Consider the following 17,401-nt stretch of genomic DNA (forward strand, 5'->3'; position numbering starts at 1 on the left):
CGTTTTCCTCTCATTAGTTTACATGATTACGACACCGCTTTCAATGAACATATCCTTGTTTTCGCTTGTTCGTCATATTTGGGAAAATCATTAATCGATCATCTATGGTTGATCTTTAAATTTAGGGGTATTTGCTTCTTCCTCGGGTATTTGCTTCTCCTTCACCGTAGATGCTTTTTCATCAAAAAACTATTGAAGACAAATGCTTATCTTCAATAGTTTCAATGATTTTATGAAGTTGATTGAGCTACTAAAAACTTTGGTGATTTCCAAAGCTGTGCCCATTTTTTAAATGCTGTCAGCACAATTAAGAAGCCAAGCATTAGCATGATAACTGATAAAATCCCATTTAACATATTAAAACCTGCAGCGGCTGGATTCCAGTATACATTTTTAATCATCCAATAGCCTGCAACGTTGACCGTAATGTATAAATAAGCCAATGGGATAAAGCATGTCAATGCATAGATGCGTTTATCTGCGACCTTCAATACCATCGTTACTCCACATACTAGACCAATGGCTGCCATGAGCTGATTGGATACACCGAATAATACCCAGATAGAGCTAATATCCCCTGAATACAATAAATAGCCCCACATAAAGCAGGCAAGTGCACTAGCAAAAATTGTACCTGGTACCCAATTGGTACGCTTCAGTGGTTTATATACATTGCCACCAAAGTCCTGTATTAAATAACGAGCTACCCTTGTTCCAGCATCAATGGCTGTAAGAATGAAAACTGCCTCAAACATAATGACAAATTGATAGAAGTACGAAGATAACTCTGCGAACCAAGGAATACCTGTAAAGATATCTGTCATGCCCACTGCTAGCGTTACAGCACCTCCTGTTCGTCCTTCCAAGTCCATGCCGATACTTTGAGACAATGCTTGTAGATGAACGGGCTCCATCCCTAATGTAGCAAACACAGCTGGTGCTGAGTTAATCGCAAAATAGTCGGCTGGATGAAGAGCAGTAGCTGCGATTAAAGCCATCACACCTACTAGTGACTCTACTAACATAGCGCCAAAGCCTACAATACGAATATCCTCCCAACGATCAATCATCTTAGGCGTTGTTCCTGAGCCTACAAAAGCATGGAAGCCAGAAATGGCACCACAGGCAATTGTAATAGAGACAAACGGCCACACAGGACCGGCAATTACTGGTCCACCACCATGAATAAACTCTGTCAATGGAGGGAATTGAATAGCAGGATTAACAAAGAAAACGCCAATAATTAGTGCAATAAATACCCCAATCTTCATGAAACTACTTAAATAATCACGAGGTGCTAATAATAGCCACACAGGTAACGCAGCGGCGAAAAAGGCATAGATCGGTAAGATGATAGCTAATGTCTCCCGATCAAATGTTAAAAAGTCACCGAATGCTGTGCCTTGAATAAGCGGTCCGATAAATACCCCAATCATTAATAAAATAAAGCCTATAGTAGATGTAACAATTAAATTGCCTGTTTTACGATAGGCAATACCCACAAGCATGGCGATTGGTATCGTTATACCTACCGCAAACGTTCCCCATGGATTGCGCTCTAAAGCACCTAACACCACCATCGAAAGACCTGCCATTGTAATCGTAATAATGAATAGCATCGCAAGGCCTGTACAGAAACCTGCGATAGGGCCTAACTCCTCCTTCATCACTTCAGATAGGGATTTACCACCATGACGCATGGATGCAAATAAAACAACAGCATCATGAACTGCCCCACCAATTACTGCCCCGATTAATAGCCATAGAAGTCCAGGTAAATATCCAAACTGTGCGGCTAGGATTGGTCCAACTAAAGGTCCTGCTGCTGCAATCGCTGCAAAATGATGCCCAAAGGTTACCCATTTATTCGTCGGAACATAGTCTTTACCATCTTCCAAAGCGTGGGCTGGGGTGGGCGTATCATCTTTTATTTTGAGTACCTTCTTTGTAAAGAAAATGCCATACAAACGATAGCTGATCATCAAAATACAAATAGACCCTATCACTATTGTAATCGCATTCATGCAAACACCCCTTTTACTTTTTCCACATCATAGCAAAGGAATGTCCCTATTATTCTCAAAATAACTGAAATGTCAGAAATTAAAGTTGAAAGGTAGTATTTGTCCGTTGAAATGCAACTACCTCGATAGGTCAAAAATTTTCCGTACATCCTTCATATACAGCCTACTGACAGGAATGGCATGTCTGTTGTGCACGATTAAATTAAATTTCGAACTACTCCAAGGCTCAAGTTCCACAATATGCTCTAAATTGACAATATATGCACGATGGACACGTACAAAGCCTTTTAAGGTAAGTCTTTTTTCTAACGCAGCCAATGATTCGGAAGCAATAAAGCGCCCCTGCTCTGTCACAACAACCGTTTTACTATCCTCAGAGGTGCAATACAAAATATCCTGTATTTTCAGTAACAAAATTCGATCGTTTGCATAAACGGTTAATTTATCGAGCTTGTCCAGCTGCGACACCTTTAACTCCTCCAATGTTTTTGCCTGAGCAGCTCTTTTTTTAGCTAACAGTTTTTCCACGGCCGTTTGTACCCTTTGTGCCTCAAAGGGTTTCAATATATAATCGAATGCATTGACTTCAAATGCCTGCAAAGCATAGTCATCGTAAGCTGTAGCAAAAATAATTTCAGGTCTCTGCGCATTCAGTAATAATTGTTTAGCTAAGTCAAGTCCATTGTTCATGCCTAATTCAATATCTAAAAATATACAATCGACTTCTTCAAGCTGTGACGCTTTGCACAATTCCTCAAGATTTTCAGATTCACCACAAACATTCACTAATGCTGTTTGCTCTAATAAATAACGCAGTTCCGCGCGTGCTAAGGGTTCATCATCCACAATATATACATTCAAATTCTTCTACTCCCATCTAGTAGCCTTCAACGGCAGTTGAATCATAATTTTTGTGCCCACATCTAACGTACTTGTTATATAAAAATCAGCCTCCGAACCGTAAATTTCATGAATTCGCTGATAAATATTCCATAAAGCCGTGCCTGTCCCTTGTTCCGATTCCATAATACGTTTACCTAGTTGTTTCACCTGTTCTTTCCTCATGCCACACCCATTATCCTCGGTCAACAGCAGTAGCTTATCATTCACGCGTTGTACTTTGACATAAATTTTGCCTTCTTTACGATTTTTAAAGGCATGATAAATAGCATTCTCGACAAGAGGCTGTAAGGTAAATGGAGGAATTTGCACATCAAAGAGTGTTTCATCCATGATAAATTCAACTTCGTAACGATTTGGAAACCGTGTTTGCTCAATAGATAAATAAGCTTCAACATGATCAATTTCATTTTTTAATGGAATAAGCATTTGTCGTGCGCCCTGCAAATTGCTTCTAAAAAATGTACTAAGCTTGATTAATAACGCTCTTGCCTCATCTGCATCTGTCCGAATCAAGCTTGAAATAGTATTTAGACTATTAAAGAAGAAATGTGGATGAACTTGTGCTTGTAATGCCTTGATTTCAGCATCCTTTAATAATTTTCGCTGTTGCTCAATTTCAGCATATTCAAGCTGTGAGGAAAATAGTCTACTCAAACCCTCTGCTAGCTCCTTCTTCACCCCTGTCAAAGAATCTGCTTTAGTGAAATAAAGCTTTAAGCTTCCAACTGTTCGATGCTGTACCTTCAGGGGCAAGACAATGGCAGCACTTAATGGGCAGCTAGCGTGTGGACATTGAATTTCTTTTTCAGATGTAGCCATTAAAATTTTGCCTTCCTCTAATACTCGTTTTGTCAAAGCTGTCATAATTTCTCGATGAATTAAATGATGATCCTCACCAACGCCAACATGTGCAAGCACCCCATTTTTATCGGTAATAGCGACCGCATCTACTTTTATTTCTCTTTTAATAATTTCTGCAACCGTTTGGCATGATTCTTCATTCAAGCCCTTACGAAAATGCTCAATTGTTTGTTGGGCAATTGAAAAAGCTTGATGGGTTTGTAACGCCTTTGTTCGCTCCTCTTCATCAATAAACGTTTTAATAATCATGAAAAATAAAAATATCCCAAAGGCATTCATTAAAATCATCGGCATTGCAATTAATGAGACTAACTGCAAAGCCTGCTCAAATGGCTTCGCAACTACTAAAATCACCAGCATTTGAATTGTTTCCGCACAGATGCCGATGATGACTGCTTTCTTATAGGAAAAAGTTTGACGTATTTTAAAGCGTTTACTTAAACCACCTGTAATAAAGCCAGCTAGAATCGTTGAAATACCGCAGGCTATTGCTGTAAAACCACCAAGTGTAATTCGGTGAATACCTGCAATAATTCCTACACATACACCAACAAGTGGTCCACCAAAAATTCCTGCAATGGCGACACCAATTAATCTCGTATTAGCAATGGCCTCCTCCGCATTGATCGTACTATGTATCATCTGATTTAAAGGATGGATTGTCCCACTTTCAATTTTAATCCCTGTATAACTGCTGATAATACATAGGCTACTAAAGATAATGATGAGCCATATTTTCTCTTTCGTTCCTTGCTCCTGAAACAGCTTTTCTCGAAAGAGTCGCCATCTTGACATTAAAAAGGCAAACACAATGATCAGCCCAACTCGCTCTAACATAAATAAAAACAGCTCCATCAAAGGTCACCTCCTAAAGGTCATATTATTTTTTAAAGAATAAACGATAAGAGGTATAACCAAAAATATCACCTGGATTAATCCCTTCTATCGCCTCTAGTTGATGTCTTTCAAATTGATTGGAAGCCATTTCCTTTAACATAACAGATGTTGATTCATCTTGGGCTAGCTCATTAGGGTACAACCATTTAGCTTCTAAAATTTCATTTTCCTGAATACATACCTGCTGCTGCTCATCTAGCATTCGACAATAAAAAATGGCCATATTATCACTGATGTCATCACGGATAACACCTGTTCTAAATCCAATTAAGCCTGAGACTCTACAATCGATGCCTGTTTCTTCTTTGATTTCACGAATGACCGCCTCATCCACCGTTTCTCCTGCATTAACAAAACCTGCTGGCAATGACCAACGCCCCTTCAAACCACTATAAGCCTTCTTTACAACCAACCATTGCCCAAGCTCATTAACTGTAACACCTGATACACCTAACCATATTTTCCCTCGATCTTTTCTCATAACCCTCACCTCTATCTACCTATTATACCTACTCACTTTCTATGGAATGAAGCATTTATTCTGAATTTTACGACCGATTTTATAATATGTATTTTGTAAATATGTTACACTTAAAATAACTATAAATTCTTATTTAGGAGGTGAATTTTATGTTAAATGCATTCTCACCACGAGCAAAGTACTTTATAGCAGCACTTATGTTAGCGATATTAACTCCTTTTCTAGGCTTTTTTATGCCCTTAACTATATCCCATACATTTTATTTTAATAAAGATAATGTCGTACTGATTACTCCTCCTAGCAACTTTATTATGCTTTTAATAGCCTTCGGATTGATAGTATTAGCTTTGATTGTCCTCGGATTAAAAAGAAATCCATATATTTACGTCATTTCGTCTGCAATCACCTTAAGCAGCTTCGTATTAGGTTATTATTCTTTTTCAAGCTATAGCGCGATACAAAAGGATCAAATCGTTTTTCAACAGTATCACCATCAAACTATTTACAAATGGCAAGATATACATGAGGTTATCTATGAATATGAAATAGGTACAGTGGGAACATATTACTTTCAAACAACAAACAATGAAAAATTTGTAATCATGGAAAACGGACAATTTGGCCTCGACGAAAAAAGAGCAATTTATCAGCTAGCAATGCTAAATGGGGCAAAATTTACTGAGCGTGAAAAGTCTATTTAGCTTAATGGAAAAACGCCTTTTCTTAGAACCTAATACACATTTATCCTCTTTCATCTCTCGAATAGCCGCTTCTTTAAACGTTTCTTCCTTTTCTACACACCCCCCTGGCAACTCCCAACCTCTAGTAGAATCTTTCTTTAAAAGTACTTTATTTTGATGATCTATTATACTGCACACAGTTGTATGATTCTCATCTTCTCAATTGTTTAGAAAAGTCATTTCCTCTGATAAATAATTACCATATTGCTCCCCTTATTCATTATAACCTGTTACAATTCAGAATAGATTTAATATTCTGTTCTTAAAATCTTATTCTCACTTTCTATAGGAAGGAGACTAAAATGATCATTAAAATATGAAAGACTTTAATAAATGCAACGAGGGTTTCAAGGTCTTTGGAAGAATTATACCGACCTATGAAAATAATGTTTGGACCTATACAGAAGAAATATTTTCTACACCATACTAAAAAAAATATGAAGATGATGAAATAACATTAGTTATGTTGAAGATAAGGGGAAAGCTGTATTTTTTATAACGTTGATCACAACTGTTTTGGAAAAATTAAGCTCCGCTCGAATTGGAATGGATATGGACTTATTGAAGACATTGCTGTTGGAACAGCTTATAGGAAAAATGGTGTTGGAACAGCATTAATCGACCGATGGAATGGGCAAAGGTGAATAACATGTGTGGCCTGATGCTTGAAACACAAGATATTAATGTATCAGCTTGTAATTTTTATGCAAAAAAAATTTTGTTATAGGCACAGTTGATACGATGCTCTATTCAAACTTCCCTTCAGCTAATGAAATAGCGATTTTTTGGTATTATAAATTTTAAATATTCTGTCGTCATGAACAAAGAGGCTCGATAGTTATGTTGTTCTTTTCAAGTATTATACAAACGTTTTTTTCTTCTATTTATCCCATAAAAAATAGCTCGAATGTAAACTAACCACCCTGGAATTTAAACAAATTTTATATTTTTCTTGAGAGAATTTTCTACCAAAGCATAGAGTAAACCTACAATTGGTGAAGAATTTTGGTGTCATTTAATTTAATGAGGTGATTTTTTTGAAACCACAAGATTCTCTTTTTTTAATTTTGATTGCAGTGATTATTTCAATACCTGTCGCTTTATTATTTATAGTTTTTCGAAAAAGAAAAAAGATTGCACGAACTATCGTTAGTATAATTGTCAGTAGTTATATTGTTTTTGTCGCAATCTATCCTACTATACTTTCAAACCTTCATGCAAATCGATATGATGAATTAGAGGAATATTTACAGAACACATATCCAAATGAAGAGTTTATTATTTATTCAAGAAACTACGACGATGCCATTCAATTAGGTGATTATGATGTAAGTAATAAGTCTACACCAAAAATAGGAGTGACTTATCGTGTAACAAAAGATGGAGAAATATTTCAACTTGATAGCAAATGGTATAGTAAATAATGTTTTAAGAAATAGTATCTTGTACTTTCTATACGACCACAATTGAATTACGTTCCCAAACCAAAGTTAGATAACAAAACTTTGGTTTGGGAGCATTTCTTGTTCAAACGGGGGCTTTACTTAAAGATTATTGAGTTGCATAAGCAGCTCTTTTTTTCTTATTGAGCTAACGTGGCAGTTTAGTTCAAGATAGATAATGATATGGTAGGTGGTGTTTCTATGAATCGATTTATTATTACATCAGGTGCGATAGTTCTTGATGAACATAAGAGGATTTTATTAAAAAAGGATCCTAATCGGGGTTGGGAGTTACCAGGTGGGATTGTAGAAGAAAATGAGAATATAAAGAGTGCAGTGATTAGAGAGGTTAAAGAAGAAACAGGAATAAACATTGATATTATTGGATTTTGTGGAGCCTCACAAGAGTTAGAAAGAAATATATGTAATATGTGGTGGTTAGGAACACCTATAAATGGACGTTTAAAAACAAGCAAAGAAAGTTTAGAGGTTGGTTTTTTTAGCATTGAAGAGGCACTAAAACTGATAAGAAATGATGACTTTAAAGAGGAACTTTTAATATGTTTAGATAAAAATAATCATCCATTTTTTATTACATTTAAATAGACTTTTTATTACGCTAACGAGGGGCTTTAGTTCAATAAGATTAGGACTGGTGTTTATGATTGATTTACATATATGCAAGTCCTTTTGTTATGCCCCTAGGCTTACTCCTGTAATGCTTCACAAATGGCATTGTAGCACCAATAAACTAACACTCTTCTACTCTACTATCAACCCCTATAGGCTGTTAAATGTAGATAGAATTATAATTACCAATTGACTAAACACTGAAATGGTGTAAAATTACACAAAAAGAGATACTTTAGTTGGTAAATTGAGCAAATGGTTTGTAGCTTCAATTTCACTCGGAATAATAGGGGGTATTTTCATTTTTCAATAAGCGAAACAAAGTCTATCACATATCAATCAAGGACTTGTGCGTAAATAATGATTATTCCGTTATTAAAGAGAAGGAAAAAAACAATTTTTAGGGGGATGTAAGATGAATAAAAAAAAGATATTAATTATAACTAGTACCCTAATCGCTGTTATTGTCTTTGCACTGCCAACAGGTTTTATTTATGTTCTAAACAACGGTAATCCATATACAAAATACATTGCTAATAAGTATGTTCCAGAATATTTAGAAGAGAAGGGATATATAGACGAAGAAATTGAAGAATCACATTTTGTTGAACCCAAGCACTTAATAAATAAAGATTTTTATCACGGACATTATATGGTTATTTTTAAAGATGAACCTAATACAACCTATTATTACGGAATAACTAAAAAGGGAAAACAAGTTCAGCAATTTTGCGAAAAAGACAGACTTTCATTAGATGGTGTTACTGAAATATTTGAGGGTGAGACAAAATATAGTGAAAAGGAATGTAAAAATTCTCTTGATAATAGAGATTAATTTGCTTTGGACTATTAAAAAAGCCTCCTTAATTCGTAATGTTTTGCAACATACAAATCAAAAAGGCTTGGTATTCACAACCCTAAATACGCTAATTTAGAGTTGTGTTTACATATAATCGGGATTGTGACACTCAGATTTTCACTGCAATTTACAATCCTTGTTCTACATTTATATTACGTTGAATTACTCACAAACCTCAGGTGTACCTTCACGTTTCGCCGTTTTGAAAGACGTGCCGCAGCCACATGATGCAATGGCATTTGGATTATCGATTGTGAAGCCACCGCCCATTAGCGATTGTTTATAGTCAATTTTTGTTCCCATCAAAATCGGCGCATCTTCACGGGAAACAAGAATTGTTAAACCATGCTGTACATCTTCAAAATCATCCTCTTTTTTCTCTTTATCAAAATGCATGCCATAGGATAGCCCGCTACAGCCGCCACCATTCACCACTACACGTAAAAAAGAACCTTGTTCTTCATTATGCTCCATCATTTCATTAATATGAAAGCCAGCAGCCTGTGTCACTTCTATAATTTGCTTTGTACTTGTCATCCCAATCACCTTCCTTCTTACGTATTATCATAACAATTTTGACCATTGTATGACAAACATTCAGCTTCATGTCGATTTTAAGTTATAATTCTCATATTTTTCACATTAATAGTATTTTTTATTCATGTTAATAAAAACATCATTGGTATAATAGTTACAACTAATTCTTGGCAGGGGGTAATATATATGGAGATTTCACCATATTACGAGAAAAAGATTCAATGTTTAAATTGCAAAAAAGAATTTCCCACATTAAAAGTGCGTTCAAAATTTATTAAAGTAGATCATACAGAAACAGATTTTCAACCTATTTATGCAGATGAAGTGAATGCTCTTTATTACAATGTTTTTGTATGTGAGCATTGTGGCTTTTCCTTTACAGAAGATTTTACAAAATATTTTGCACCAGGTATCCAAGATCATATACGTACACAAATTACAGAAAAATGGGTGCATCATGATTTCAAGGGTGAACGTACTGTATTTCAAGCCATTCAAGCCTATAAGTTAGCGTTTCTTTGTGGCACGATTAAAAAAGAAAAAAATGTAGCGATTGCTGGACTAACTTTACGTCTTGCATGGCTTTATCGTTCCTTAAACAATAGTGGACAAGAAGAGCGCTTTATGAAATTAGCACGTGATTATTATATGGAATCTTATTCAACCGAGGACTACAGCTCCACACAAATGTCAGCCGTCCGAATTATGTATATGATTGCTGAATTATCTAGACGTATTGGAGATATTGAAAATGCGACACGCTTCTTTTCTAGAGTCATTGAAAAACAAAGTGTCGGTGGTGAGGCAAAAATTATAGATATGGCGAAAGAACAGTGGGTTATTATTCGTGAAGAAAAAGAACATGCGCGTCATATATAGGGAGATAAAAAAGTTCTAGCTTAACAGCTAGAACTTTTTAGAAAGGCTTAGAATACTTGCTCTACTTCTACAATACCTGGTACTTCTTCTAATAATGCTCGTTCAATACCAGCTTTTAATGTAATCGTAGAACTTGGGCAACTGCCACAAGCACCTAATAAACGTAATTTCACAACGCCATCCTCAACATCTACTAATTCACAGTCTCCACCGTCACGTAGTAAGAATGGACGTAATTTATCTAATACCTCTTGAACTTGGTCGTTAATTGTTGCTTCTGCCATTTATCTCGACTCCTTTCCTTATAATGATTATAATGTTAGCAACAGAAAAAATCCAATATTGAATCACAAGGAGAGAAAATACTATGCCATCAACAAAACCTATGATTGAAATTTATGGAACAGCTGTCATCTGTGCTAGCTGTGTCAATGCCCCATCTTCCAAGGATACATATGAGTGGCTACAAGCAGCCATCAATCGCAAATATCCAGATCAAGCATATGATATTCGCTATATCGATATTGAAGGTCCAATTGAGAATGAACGCGATCAAGAGTACGCGTCACGGATTCAAGATGATGAATTTTTCTACCCTCTTGTCCTCATTAACAATGAGGTAGTTGGAGAGGGCTATGTCCAATTAAAGCCTGTTTTTACAGCGCTTGAAAATTTAGGGTTTGTTCCAGACGAAACGGTTTAACAAAAATAAAGGGATTGTTTCAAAATGATTTTTGAAACAGTCCCTTTCAGCTAATTAATCATTTTGACGTTTGTAATACCATAATAATCCTGATTTCATTAAGCGAGCGATGCGCCCAGTTACTGTTGTATCAGCTAAGTATACAAAGCCTTGTTTTTTACCAAGAGCCCCCATGAAGCCTTTTAATTTAATATCTGGCATCTTCTCTGGTAAATGTTCACCTTTCCAACGCATACGAAGTACTTTCACAATTTGCTCCGCTTGTTCCTCTGCTAATTGTGCTGTTGGGGCTAAATCTGATGAAGCACAATCTCCTACAACATAGACATGTTCATCATCCAGTAAATTAAAATACTGTGTGACAAGTGGACGGTCATGTTTATCTTTTTCAACATCCATATCACGAACAATTTTGACTGGTTGAACACCTGCAGTCCAAACCACTGCATCGAGTAAAATTTCATCATCATGATTAAAAATTTTACCTGGCTCTACTCTTGTAATATTTGAATTGGCAACAACATCAACATTATGCTTAACAAACCAATCCTTTACATATTTACTTAATTTTTCTGGAAAATCTTTCAATATACGTTGACCACGGTCAAATAGCTTGATTTTTAAATCTGAGCGACTTTCACGTAGCTCACTTGCAAGCTCGATTCCACTTAAGCCAGCCCCTATAATTCCAACTGTAGATCCAGCTGGTAACCCACAAAGTGCTTGGAATGTTGCACGTGATTTGCCCATTGTTTGAATGCTGTACGTATACTCTTCCGCACCTGGTACACCATGATATTTATCTTCACAGCCAAGCCCGATGACTAAATCATCATATTCTATACGTTGTCCGTCTTCAAGAATGACTACTTTTTCCGCACGATTAATTTCAACGACTTCTCCATATACGGCTGTTAAACGTTCATGCTCTGGGAAGCTTACACGAATTTCTTTATCTGTTGCTGTCCCTGCCGCCAATGCATAAAACTCTGTTTTTAAACTATGGAAAGGGGCTCTATCTACTATAACTACCTCTCTGTCTAATGGTAGGCTGTTTAATAGACGAAGCATGACACGCATATTGCCGTAGCCGCCACCTAAAAGTACTAATTTTCCCATAATAGTCTCCTTTTATATCTCTTTTAATAATTGTTCACAAAGTATCCACAAACGAGTATAACCGATTGTGAGAAGTTTCACAATATCAGAATGAAATTTTGTGAAAGATTTCACAAAATAAACGAAAACCTGTTCATTTCTATTGATTTTTAAGCCATTAATAACAAATTCCCTTTATCTTTTATTAAAAAACGTTTCTTTTCTCTTAAACATAAATAATTGACGAAAATCGCAAAACCGAGTAGCATTACTTTGGTGAGGTGACATGGATGAATCCAATGGTTGAATTTTGTATAAGTAATTTAGCAAATGGCTCTCAAGCAACTTATGAAGTACTCGAACGCGATCCAAACATCGACGTTTTGGAATATGGCTGCCTCAGTTATTGTACAAAGTGCTCAGAATCCTTTTATGCAATTGTAAACGGTGAATTAGTAGAAGCTGATTCTCCTGATGAATTAACGAAAGCCATTTATCAATTTATCGAAGAAAATCCTTTATGGTAGTTTTCTAAAATGCCTATATGAATAAATTTGAACAAATAAAAAGGATGTTATGCTGAAAATTAGCATAAACATCCTTTTATTACTTTAGTACGTCCACTACATATGTAGGTTGGCATTCTTTTTCGAGGACAGTCTTTGTAGGCGTCACCCCAGTATTCACATGAATGGTGTCACAGCCAAAACGAATACCACACATAATGTCCGTATCATAATTATCACCGATCATTACCATGTCTTCTTTCGCAATCCCATGCTCGGTAGCAATTACTTCCAGCATGGCTGGCGATGGCTTACCAATATAGATTGGTTCAACATCTGCAACTTCTCCTACCAAGCGTGCAAAAGAACCATTGCCTGGTAAGAACCCATATTCTGTTGGGAATTTAATATCCTGATTCGTGGCAATAAAGGTTGCTCCTTGCTGAACAAAAACCGTTGCCCTAGCTAGTGCCATATAATCAAGCGTACGATCAATCCCCATAACAAATACATCGGGCTCATCCTCAACAGGCACAATATTTTCATTGAGTAGTGCCTGACGAATACCATCTGTACCCATCATGGCTACTTTCTTGCTTGGAAAATGTAAGGCCACATACTTTGCTGTGACCAATGCACTTGAATAAATATGCTCTAATGGCGCGTTCACACCAATAGACAGTAAAGCTTCTTGCAGTTGTTCTCGCGTCTTCGAAGAATTATTCGTTACATAGAATGGCTCAATTCCTGCTTGCTGTAAACGATGAATAAAAGCTACCGCAGAAGGAATACCTTCCTTCCCACGGTAGACAGTTCCATCTAAATCAAAGCAATAGGCCTTATATTGTTTCATTGATGATCCTCTGGCAAAAATGCTGAAACAGGTCCTAATTCATTTGTTAAATAATTATGAACTGCTGGCGAGAACTGCTTTAAAGCTGTTAGATTAGCTGTTAGTACATGGATAACCTCTTGGATATCTACCTCTATAAACTCACGCACAAGCATTTTACGTAAGCCAACAACTGCTTTGTATGGTGCTTCCAAATCAGCAGCTACAACTTTTTCATCGACTAAAATATCAATAATATCCTCGTAGCTTCCTGGATCGCGCATAATGAAACCGTCAATCATTAAATTTCCTACATCCATCATTGACTCCATAATGTTGTGTCCAATTCGCTCGATAGCTAATTTCTTTATATCATTCTGAAGCCAGTTATCCTCTGTTTCCAAAATAGTTAATAGCCCATCTAAGTACTGTAAATTTTTTGTGATTTTATTACGATCTACAAAATACACAAGGAAAGCCTCCATTCAAATCTTTAAAAGTTGATAGTCTTTTCTCTTCTATAGTACCATAACTATAGGATTGGAAGGAGATTAAAAGATGGAACGTTTTTTTTTATATGATGATGTAGAAGATACGAAAACAAGATTTGTTAGTTTTGCTGGACAAAAGCTACGTTATGATTTAGCTATATTACAATCTGGCCGTTTCTTTGGAAAAGTGCTTGTCATGGATATCCAGTTCGGTCGCTTTGCTATTATTGGTCCTGATGATGTAGAAGAGCCTGGTTACTTAGAACATGTGTACAATCGCACAGAGGAAGAAACAATCGAATTACGGGAATACTTGCGTGAATTATTGAACTAACACCCAATTTATTGGGTGTTTTTTTATATTATATAAAAAAATTTCGCTAGCCATGGGCGATTGCGAAATCTTTTTACGTATTGTTATTTATTTAAAGTGGATGGATTATCTTTATTATGGGGCTTGTCTTTATTTTCATTATCATTTTGTTTTTTCGCTTGCTGATTTTGACCAATCACAGCTAAATCGTCTACACTAATATCAAAACCATACCCATATTCCTCTCGATCTAATGGCTTTTTATTGCGTTTTTCTTTTGCCAACATCATCACCTCCATTCATAAATTATCCCTTTTTTAATGATTTATACTTCCTTTTTCTCAATACGTTTAAGCTGTTGCATCCTTAATAATCCACTGGGCAGCACTTATTAAATCTGGAAAGACAGCATCTGCTAATGAATCTTGTTCTCCTAAGAAAACACCCTTTGTTCCTGCCCGTTTTCCTGCAATAATATCCGTATCTGTATCGCCTACCATATAGGATTTTGATAAATCAATGTTATATTTCTTTCCTAAATCCACAATTAATTTGCTATTGGGCTTTCGGCAGGCACAACCTGACTTAGGTTTGTGCGGACAATAAACGACTTCATGGATCGTTGCCCCTTTTTTCTTTAGCTCCTTCACCATATGTTCATGTATTTTCTGTAAGCCACTTTCCTTCATAAAGCCTAATCCAACCCCACCTTGATTTGTCACGACAAACACATAATCAAAATGCTTATTTAGCTTTCTGATTGCCTCAGGCACTTGCGGTAAAAAGTATAAATCCTTAGGCTTATTCACAAACTTCACACGATTTGTTAGTACTTCATTGATAACACCATCACGATCTAAAAATACGGCTCTTTTCATTTACAACACACCTTCGATAAGCTGTTTTGTGCTTTAGTTTTCCCTAATTACACAAAAGCTAACAATGATGAAAAAAAACCTGATGCCTATCACATCAGGTTTTTGTATAAGAATTTATTCTGCTAAAGGTTCATGGTCTGTTGGCTTTGTTACTTCACTCATATCCACTACTTCTGGCTGTTTCATAACTTTCCCCAGTTTACGTAATACGAAATAAGCACAACCAAAATTACAGTATTCGTATAGATAATCTTGAAGCGTACTTATTTTTGTATCAAAAGTGGATTTTTGATTTTTGTCATCAAAAAAGCCCTTTAAACGTAACTGGTTATAGCCCCAATCACCTACAATATAATCGTATCTGGCTAAGATATCTGAGTATCTTTCCTGAAAAACTTCCTCCTGAAAGGCCTCGCGATAATCCTCTATTAGTTCATATTCTAATCCTTCAACTATGATCAAAGTGACACCACCCTTTTCGTTCAGCCTTGACGTTTACACTTCCGCTTGTAATTGACGTTCTTTCGTTGCAGCATTTACTTGTTCGTCTGCATGATAACTACTACGTACAAGTGGGCCAGCCTCACAATGCTTAAAGCCTTTCTCCATGGCTATCTTACGCAGTTTACCAAATTCTATTGGTGAATAGTATTTTTTAACTGGTAAATGCTTTTTCGTTGGCTGTAAATATTGACCGATCGTCATAATATCAACATTATTTGCACGTAAATCGTCCATGACTTCTAAAATTTCTTCATGTGTCTCGCCTAATCCGATCATTAGTGATGATTTCGTTGGTATTTCAGGCTGCATCTCTTTAGCTAAACGCAGGAACTCTAAAGAGCGTTCGTATTTTGCACGAGCGCGCACTCTTGGTGTTAAACGGCGTACTGTTTCAATATTATGATTTAAAATGTCTGGTTTTGCATCCATTAACATTTGAAGGTTCTCCTTCATCCCACCTAAATCTGATGGCAATACCTCTACAGATGTGAAAGGACTTTTACGACGAATTGCACGTACTGTTTCTGCTAAAACTTGCGCTCCACCATCCTTTAAATCGTCACGTGCTACCATTGTAATAACTACGTGCTTTAAATTCATAATGGCTACTGAATCTGCAACGCGCTCTGGTTCTGCCAAATCTAGTTCATTTGGTAAACCTGTTTTCACTGCACAGAAACGACAAGCACGTGTACAAACGGAACCAAGAATCATCATGGTAGCAGTACGTCTCTCTCCCCAGCATTCATGGATGTTTGGACAACGAGCTTCTTCACATACTGTATGCAGATTTTTCTCACGCATCAGCTTTTTAAGCCCTTTATATTCATCATTCGTGTTTAGTTTTATTTTTAGCCAGTCTGGTTTTCTTACATGTTCTTCTTTACTTGTAGGTTTACAAGATGTCATACGAATATCGCCCCTATCAAAAATATACATTTTTTAATATTAACTATCTTCACTGTTGTCAATGTAACATATTAAAGGCACTCCAACAACTATCACAACAAACATTTCTATTTATAAGGGACAGGTATTTCTATGGACGGTTGGGGCGCGTCACTACTATTGGTATAAATGTTTGGAACTGGTCCCCTTGTTAGACCCATCGCTACAGGTATATCCTGCGCAACGGTAGAAGACTTACTAGCGAATGGAACAATAATCTGAACATTTACCTCTAAATGAATACCTACCTCCACATAAGCACTATTGATTCCAAATTCTTGAATAGAGGATGTCACATTACTATGAACATTCCCAATCACATGGAAGCGGATCGGGATCTTGGGCCCCAAATTTCCAAGCAAAGGAATATTGGCTGCTTGACCAAGCGGTACAAAAAAGACAATGCCATCACCATCTTGGATCCTGTTAATATCATATTCAACATTATCTAATTCAGGTAAATGGGATAGCTCTCCTTGTTCAGCTTGCTCCAAATACATTTTAACAAGCTCTAATGTCTCTGCTCGAACACGATTAATGATTTCTGTATTAAACTTAGTGGTCATCATTTCAGACGTACCTGGAGGAATATCTTCAATGATATCATTTACATCTAATACATTAGAGGTACGTGAATTAATGGCTTTACTCACAACATATGAGGCAATCTTCGTAGTTTGTACTTCTGCATATTGCAAATAGGTTGGCATGAGCCGTTCATTTAAATAATAAATAAATAATATAAGGCAAACAACCATACTAACAATTAAAATCGTTAATTTATTAAGACGCATTCCCCTTCTACCATATGAGCGTAATTTCATTCTTTTTCGAGGGAAAAACAAAAAAATCTCCTCCTGTTCCATAACGTATGA

At 36.3% G+C, this 17,401-nt stretch carries 23 protein-coding genes and 1 pseudogene; 9 read left to right on the forward strand and 15 right to left on the reverse strand.

Annotated elements, in window-relative coordinates:
* Positions 1–230 precede the first annotated feature (230 nt).
* The 4 genes from PSR12_RS18350 to PSR12_RS18365 form a co-directional block, all read right to left on the reverse strand.
* The gene (locus PSR12_RS18350; protein WP_221681282.1) at positions 231–2,024 is read right to left on the reverse strand and encodes a carbon starvation CstA family protein; all 1,794 of its coding nucleotides are present in this window, start codon (positions 2,022–2,024) and stop codon (positions 231–233) included.
* A gap of 117 nt (positions 2,025–2,141) precedes the next feature.
* The gene (locus tag PSR12_RS18355) at positions 2,142–2,885 is read right to left on the reverse strand and encodes a LytR/AlgR family response regulator transcription factor (RefSeq protein WP_221681281.1); all 744 of its coding nucleotides are present in this window, start codon (positions 2,883–2,885) and stop codon (positions 2,142–2,144) included.
* Between the two features lie 6 nt (positions 2,886–2,891).
* A complete protein-coding gene (locus tag PSR12_RS18360; RefSeq protein ID WP_221681280.1) occupies positions 2,892–4,643 on the reverse strand; it encodes a sensor histidine kinase in 1,752 nt (583 codons plus the stop codon).
* A 25-nt stretch (positions 4,644–4,668) separates the two neighbouring features.
* Positions 4,669–5,166 carry an NUDIX hydrolase gene (locus tag PSR12_RS18365; RefSeq protein WP_221681279.1) on the reverse strand — a complete coding sequence of 166 codons (498 nt, stop codon included), beginning with the start codon at positions 5,164–5,166 and terminating at the stop codon, positions 4,669–4,671.
* Positions 5,167–5,315: 149 nt separating this feature from the next.
* Between PSR12_RS18365 and PSR12_RS18370 the strand changes: the two genes are divergently transcribed.
* Positions 5,316–5,867, forward strand: coding sequence for a hypothetical protein (locus tag PSR12_RS18370; protein WP_221681278.1), 552 nt, complete (start codon positions 5,316–5,318; stop codon positions 5,865–5,867).
* Here PSR12_RS18370 and PSR12_RS18375 read toward each other — a convergent pair.
* Positions 5,826–6,044, reverse strand: coding sequence for an NUDIX hydrolase (locus PSR12_RS18375; protein ID WP_082431457.1), 219 nt, complete (start codon positions 6,042–6,044; stop codon positions 5,826–5,828). The two genes, PSR12_RS18370 and PSR12_RS18375, sit on opposite strands and share 42 nt — an antisense overlap.
* Positions 6,045–6,222: 178 nt before the next feature.
* Between PSR12_RS18375 and PSR12_RS23855 the strand changes: the two are divergent.
* The 4 genes and pseudogenes from PSR12_RS23855 to PSR12_RS18395 all read left to right on the forward strand — a co-directional run bounded on the left by PSR12_RS23855 (position 6,223) and on the right by PSR12_RS18395 (position 8,813).
* A pseudogene (locus PSR12_RS23855) lies at positions 6,223–6,710 on the forward strand (GNAT family N-acetyltransferase).
* Positions 6,711–6,934: 224 nt separating this feature from the next.
* On the forward strand, positions 6,935–7,330 hold the full coding sequence (locus PSR12_RS18385; RefSeq protein WP_274770055.1) for a hypothetical protein: 396 nt from the start codon (positions 6,935–6,937) through the stop codon (positions 7,328–7,330).
* Between the two features lie 219 nt (positions 7,331–7,549).
* Positions 7,550–7,954 (forward strand): NUDIX hydrolase, encoded by a 405-nt coding sequence (locus PSR12_RS18390; RefSeq protein WP_221681276.1) that lies wholly within the window; start codon positions 7,550–7,552, stop codon positions 7,952–7,954.
* Positions 7,955–8,393: 439 nt separating this feature from the next.
* Entirely contained in the window at positions 8,394–8,813 is a 420-nt protein-coding gene (locus tag PSR12_RS18395; RefSeq protein ID WP_221681275.1) for a DUF3139 domain-containing protein, read from the forward strand.
* Positions 8,814–8,999: 186 nt separating this feature from the next.
* Here the strand turns inward: PSR12_RS18395 and PSR12_RS18400 are convergent, their stop codons facing one another.
* Positions 9,000–9,374 carry a HesB/IscA family protein gene (locus PSR12_RS18400; RefSeq protein WP_009371985.1) on the reverse strand — a complete coding sequence of 125 codons (375 nt, stop codon included), beginning with the start codon at positions 9,372–9,374 and terminating at the stop codon, positions 9,000–9,002.
* A gap of 186 nt (positions 9,375–9,560) precedes the next feature.
* Here PSR12_RS18400 and PSR12_RS18405 point away from each other — a divergent pair, with 186 nt between their 5' ends.
* Complete coding sequence (locus PSR12_RS18405) at positions 9,561–10,253, forward strand: DUF2225 domain-containing protein (RefSeq protein WP_274770057.1); 693 nt, start codon at positions 9,561–9,563, stop codon at positions 10,251–10,253.
* Positions 10,254–10,300: 47 nt separating this feature from the next.
* On the opposite strand, the gene PSR12_RS18410 is transcribed toward PSR12_RS18405, so the two are convergent.
* Positions 10,301–10,537 carry a NifU family protein gene (locus tag PSR12_RS18410; protein WP_004228295.1) on the reverse strand — a complete coding sequence of 79 codons (237 nt, stop codon included), beginning with the start codon at positions 10,535–10,537 and terminating at the stop codon, positions 10,301–10,303.
* Between the two features lie 83 nt (positions 10,538–10,620).
* Between PSR12_RS18410 and PSR12_RS18415 the strand changes: the two genes are divergently transcribed.
* Complete coding sequence (locus PSR12_RS18415) at positions 10,621–10,956, forward strand: YuzD family protein (RefSeq protein ID WP_054549443.1); 336 nt, start codon at positions 10,621–10,623, stop codon at positions 10,954–10,956.
* Positions 10,957–11,010: 54 nt separating this feature from the next.
* On the opposite strand, the gene PSR12_RS18420 is transcribed toward PSR12_RS18415, so the two are convergent.
* A complete protein-coding gene (locus PSR12_RS18420) occupies positions 11,011–12,075 on the reverse strand; it encodes an NAD(P)/FAD-dependent oxidoreductase (RefSeq protein WP_004228288.1) in 1,065 nt (354 codons plus the stop codon).
* A gap of 269 nt (positions 12,076–12,344) precedes the next feature.
* Here PSR12_RS18420 and PSR12_RS18425 point away from each other — a divergent pair, with 269 nt between their 5' ends.
* Positions 12,345–12,581, forward strand: coding sequence for a YuzB family protein (locus PSR12_RS18425; protein WP_004228286.1), 237 nt, complete (start codon positions 12,345–12,347; stop codon positions 12,579–12,581).
* 79 nt (positions 12,582–12,660) lie between these two features.
* Here PSR12_RS18425 and PSR12_RS18430 read toward each other — a convergent pair whose 3' ends face one another.
* Positions 12,661–13,413 carry a TIGR01457 family HAD-type hydrolase gene (locus tag PSR12_RS18430; protein ID WP_048394415.1) on the reverse strand — a complete coding sequence of 251 codons (753 nt, stop codon included), beginning with the start codon at positions 13,411–13,413 and terminating at the stop codon, positions 12,661–12,663.
* On the reverse strand, positions 13,410–13,862 hold the full coding sequence (locus PSR12_RS18435; RefSeq protein ID WP_009371987.1) for a DUF86 domain-containing protein: 453 nt from the start codon (positions 13,860–13,862) through the stop codon (positions 13,410–13,412). Before PSR12_RS18435 ends, PSR12_RS18430 begins: the two co-directional genes overlap by 4 nt.
* Positions 13,863–13,950: 88 nt before the next feature.
* Between PSR12_RS18435 and PSR12_RS18440 the strand changes: the two genes are divergently transcribed.
* Positions 13,951–14,217, forward strand: a complete 267-nt coding sequence (locus PSR12_RS18440) for a DUF3055 domain-containing protein (protein WP_009371988.1) — start codon at positions 13,951–13,953, stop codon at positions 14,215–14,217.
* A gap of 83 nt (positions 14,218–14,300) precedes the next feature.
* Here the strand turns inward: PSR12_RS18440 and PSR12_RS18445 are convergent, their stop codons facing one another.
* From PSR12_RS18445 to yunB, 5 genes are all read right to left on the reverse strand, one after another.
* A complete protein-coding gene (locus tag PSR12_RS18445) occupies positions 14,301–14,495 on the reverse strand; it encodes a hypothetical protein (RefSeq protein WP_175400780.1) in 195 nt (64 codons plus the stop codon).
* A 51-nt stretch (positions 14,496–14,546) separates the two neighbouring features.
* A complete protein-coding gene (locus PSR12_RS18450; RefSeq protein ID WP_257520423.1) occupies positions 14,547–15,074 on the reverse strand; it encodes a D-glycero-alpha-D-manno-heptose-1,7-bisphosphate 7-phosphatase in 528 nt (175 codons plus the stop codon).
* Positions 15,075–15,188: 114 nt separating this feature from the next.
* A complete protein-coding gene (locus PSR12_RS18455) occupies positions 15,189–15,536 on the reverse strand; it encodes a YutD family protein (protein WP_004228271.1) in 348 nt (115 codons plus the stop codon).
* Positions 15,537–15,569: 33 nt separating this feature from the next.
* Positions 15,570–16,487 carry a lipoyl synthase gene (gene lipA, locus PSR12_RS18460; protein ID WP_004228269.1) on the reverse strand — a complete coding sequence of 306 codons (918 nt, stop codon included), beginning with the start codon at positions 16,485–16,487 and terminating at the stop codon, positions 15,570–15,572.
* Between the two features lie 107 nt (positions 16,488–16,594).
* Positions 16,595–17,392: a sporulation protein YunB gene (gene yunB / locus PSR12_RS18465; protein ID WP_048394406.1), complete on the reverse strand. Its 798-nt coding sequence runs from the start codon at positions 17,390–17,392 to the stop codon at positions 16,595–16,597.
* Positions 17,393–17,401 lie beyond the last annotated feature (9 nt).

The organism is Lysinibacillus sp. G01H, assembly GCF_028872195.1.
Lineage (GTDB): Bacteria > Bacillota > Bacilli > Bacillales_A > Planococcaceae > Lysinibacillus > Lysinibacillus capsici.

Bases quoted from the DNA above. Each gene is read 5' to 3' on its own strand.
- lipA (WP_004228269.1), bottom strand. From the start codon at position 16,487: ATGACATCTTGTAAACCTACAAGTAAAGAAGAACATGTAAGAAAACCA.
- PSR12_RS18370 (WP_221681278.1), top strand. From the start codon at position 5,316: ATGTTAAATGCATTCTCACCACGAGCAAAGTACTTTATAGCAGCACTT.
- PSR12_RS18395 (WP_221681275.1), top strand. From the start codon at position 8,394: ATGAATAAAAAAAAGATATTAATTATAACTAGTACCCTAATCGCTGTT.
- yunB (WP_048394406.1), bottom strand. From the start codon at position 17,392: ATGGAACAGGAGGAGATTTTTTTGTTTTTCCCTCGAAAAAGAATGAAA.
- PSR12_RS18425 (WP_004228286.1), top strand. From the start codon at position 12,345: ATGAATCCAATGGTTGAATTTTGTATAAGTAATTTAGCAAATGGCTCT.
- PSR12_RS18450 (WP_257520423.1), bottom strand. From the start codon at position 15,074: ATGAAAAGAGCCGTATTTTTAGATCGTGATGGTGTTATCAATGAAGTA.
- PSR12_RS18420 (WP_004228288.1), bottom strand. From the start codon at position 12,075: ATGGGAAAATTAGTACTTTTAGGTGGCGGCTACGGCAATATGCGTGTC.
- PSR12_RS18430 (WP_048394415.1), bottom strand. From the start codon at position 13,413: ATGAAACAATATAAGGCCTATTGCTTTGATTTAGATGGAACTGTCTAC.
- PSR12_RS18445 (WP_175400780.1), bottom strand. From the start codon at position 14,495: ATGGAGGTGATGATGTTGGCAAAAGAAAAACGCAATAAAAAGCCATTA.
- PSR12_RS18440 (WP_009371988.1), top strand. From the start codon at position 13,951: ATGGAACGTTTTTTTTTATATGATGATGTAGAAGATACGAAAACAAGA.
- PSR12_RS18390 (WP_221681276.1), top strand. From the start codon at position 7,550: ATGAATCGATTTATTATTACATCAGGTGCGATAGTTCTTGATGAACAT.
- PSR12_RS18360 (WP_221681280.1), bottom strand. From the start codon at position 4,643: ATGGAGCTGTTTTTATTTATGTTAGAGCGAGTTGGGCTGATCATTGTG.
- PSR12_RS18350 (WP_221681282.1), bottom strand. From the start codon at position 2,024: ATGAATGCGATTACAATAGTGATAGGGTCTATTTGTATTTTGATGATC.
- PSR12_RS18365 (WP_221681279.1), bottom strand. From the start codon at position 5,166: ATGAGAAAAGATCGAGGGAAAATATGGTTAGGTGTATCAGGTGTTACA.
- PSR12_RS18415 (WP_054549443.1), top strand. From the start codon at position 10,621: ATGCCATCAACAAAACCTATGATTGAAATTTATGGAACAGCTGTCATC.
- PSR12_RS18400 (WP_009371985.1), bottom strand. From the start codon at position 9,374: ATGACAAGTACAAAGCAAATTATAGAAGTGACACAGGCTGCTGGCTTT.
- PSR12_RS18405 (WP_274770057.1), top strand. From the start codon at position 9,561: ATGGAGATTTCACCATATTACGAGAAAAAGATTCAATGTTTAAATTGC.
- PSR12_RS18410 (WP_004228295.1), bottom strand. From the start codon at position 10,537: ATGGCAGAAGCAACAATTAACGACCAAGTTCAAGAGGTATTAGATAAA.